This is a genomic window from Nguyenibacter vanlangensis, from assembly GCF_013376155.1.
In the GTDB taxonomy this organism is placed as follows: domain Bacteria; phylum Pseudomonadota; class Alphaproteobacteria; order Acetobacterales; family Acetobacteraceae; genus Gluconacetobacter; species Gluconacetobacter vanlangensis.
This window is the reverse complement of the sequence record NZ_JABXXP010000484.1, coordinates 1-2,169: the sequence shown is the minus strand read 5'-3', so window position 1 is coordinate 2,169 and position 2,169 is coordinate 1. Positions and strand designations below refer to the sequence as shown.

2 protein-coding genes are annotated in these 2,169 nt (G+C 69.2%); one reads left to right on the top strand and one right to left on the bottom strand.

Going from position 1 to position 2,169, the window contains the following annotated elements; genetic code table 11:
- Positions 1-1,032 (top strand): amidohydrolase family protein (locus HUK84_RS15610; protein ID WP_176641105.1); only part of this gene is annotated, 1,032 nt, incomplete at its 5' end.
- Here HUK84_RS15610 and HUK84_RS15605 read toward each other — a convergent pair.
- Positions 1,017-1,994 carry an aminotransferase-like domain-containing protein gene (locus HUK84_RS15605; RefSeq protein WP_176641104.1) on the bottom strand — a complete coding sequence of 326 codons (978 nt, stop codon included), beginning with the start codon at positions 1,992-1,994 and terminating at the stop codon, positions 1,017-1,019. The genes HUK84_RS15610 and HUK84_RS15605 overlap by 16 nt on opposite strands.
- Positions 1,995-2,169: the final 175 nt, after the last annotated feature.

Sequence of the window (2,169 nt, the reverse complement as noted above, 5' to 3'; positions counted from 1 at the left end):
ACCGGGCGGGGCGATGCGCTGCGTCCCGCGGCCCTGGAGGAAATGGTGCGGGGCGGCGCCGCCGGCCTGATGCTGCATGGCGAAGACGGGATCACGGCCGCCGCCCTGCAGACCTGCCTGTCGGTGGCCGAACGGATGGATATTCCGGTGCTGAGTGCCGCCGACATGGAGGACGGCGGCGGGGACCGCGACGGAAAGCCGGTCGAGGACATGATCGCTGCGGCGCGTGGCCGGACGGTTCTGCCGATACTGGGCGCGCGCGGGCCCGAGATGTTCCGCCTGGCGGCGCTGCCGAACATGCTGCCGATGAACATGCCGCCGTCGAACATGCAGCATGGCTGGCTCGGCGCGCGGGTCGCGGCCGAAATGCTGCATGACATGGGGGCGCTGTCGATGATGGCGTCGGGCAGCCAAGGGCTGGGCCGGGTAGGCGACGCCGTGCTGCGGACCTGGCAGACGGCGCATCGGATGAAGATATTGCGCGGGACGCTGCCGGGCGACCGGACGGACGACAACCTGCGCGTGCGGCGCTATGTCGCGAAATATACCATCAACCCGGCCATCGCCCATGGCATGGCGGACGAAGTCGGATCGGTCGCGCGCGGCAAGCTGGCGGACCTGGTGATCTGGACTCCGGCATTCTTCGGCGTGAAGCCCGACCTGGTGATCAAGGGCGGGACGATCATGCAGGCGATGGCGGGCGATGCGCATGGCGCGATCCCGCCCGTGCAGCCGCTGGCGGCGCGGCCGATGTTCGGCGGGTTGGGCAGCAGCCTGGCGGCGGCCAGCGTGACCGTCGTCTCGCAGGCCGCGGTGGCCGCCGGGATCGCCGAACGGCTGGAATTGCGGCGGCAGATGCGCGTGGTTTCGAACACAAGGGGCGGCATCAGCAAGAAGGACATGGTGCTGAACAGCGCCATGCCGGAGATCGAGATCGACGCCGAAACGCAGGCCATCCGGGCCGACGGCGTTCTGCTGTCGGGCGAAGTCGCCGAAACCCTGCCGATGCGGCAACGCTATTTCCTGTTCTGAAGCAACGTCGCGACCGCGGCGAGCCCGTCGTGCAACCGCGTCTCGCTGGGTTCATGGCTGAGGCAGAGGCGGACGGATTCGGGGCTGTCGGCGGGATGCGCGGCAAAACGCTGCGCCTCGGCCACCAGAACGCCGCGTCCCTCCGCCGCCAGACGGAACGTATCGGCACGCCATCCGGCGGAGAGAGGCAGCCAGATATGGAGGCCATGCGGGTCGGACGCATAGTCAAAATCACTCAGTACGCGCCGGGCAAGACGCTGGCGCCGCGCGGCGGCGTGACGTTGCGCCGCGATCAGATGCGCGGCTGTGCCGTCGAGGATGAGCCGCGCCGCGATTTCGGACATAACCGGCGGTGTCATCCAGATGCTGAGATTGACCGCATGCCGCAGGGCCGGCCCAAGCTCGCCCGGGGCGCGAAGGTAGCCGACACGCAGTCCCGGCGTCACGCATTTCGAAAGGCTCGTGACATAGATTGTCCGTTCGGGCGCGAGCACGGCAATCGCGACCGGGCGGTCGGGCTTCAACGGACCGAAGACGTCGTCCTCGATCAGGATCAGGTCATGACGCCGCGCGATCCGGGCGATGGTCCGGCGGCGCTCGTACGACAGCGTCGCGGCGGTCGGGGTCTGCAATGTCGGCGTGAGGTAAAGCGCTTTCGGGGACGTGCCGCAGCAGATCTCTTCCAGCGATGCGGGGCAGAGTCCCTCGGCATCCATCGCCACGGCGCGGAGTTTCAAACCGAGCCGATCGGCGATGCCACGCAGGGGCGCATAGCTCAGCGCCTCCACCAGCAGCAGGTCTCCGGGTTGGCAAAGCGCCATCAGGGTGCAGAACAACCCGTGCTGGGCGCCGTTCGTCGCGATGATGTCCTCGGGCGCCGCCTCCAGCCCGCACAGCGCCAGCCAGCGCGCCGCCGCGCCTGCGTGCCGCGAAAGATCGGCATCGGTCTGGTCGTCGAGCATGGCGGACAGCCCGGGTCCCCGCGCGATTTCGTCAAGCACGCGGCGGACATGCGGCTCGGCAAGCCCCGCCAGCGGCAGGTTCCGCGACAAATCGACAGGACCATGGCCCTGGCGGCGCAGATCTCCGGCCTCGCCGCCCGTGGGTCGCGGCGACGGGACCCGGACAAAGGTGCCG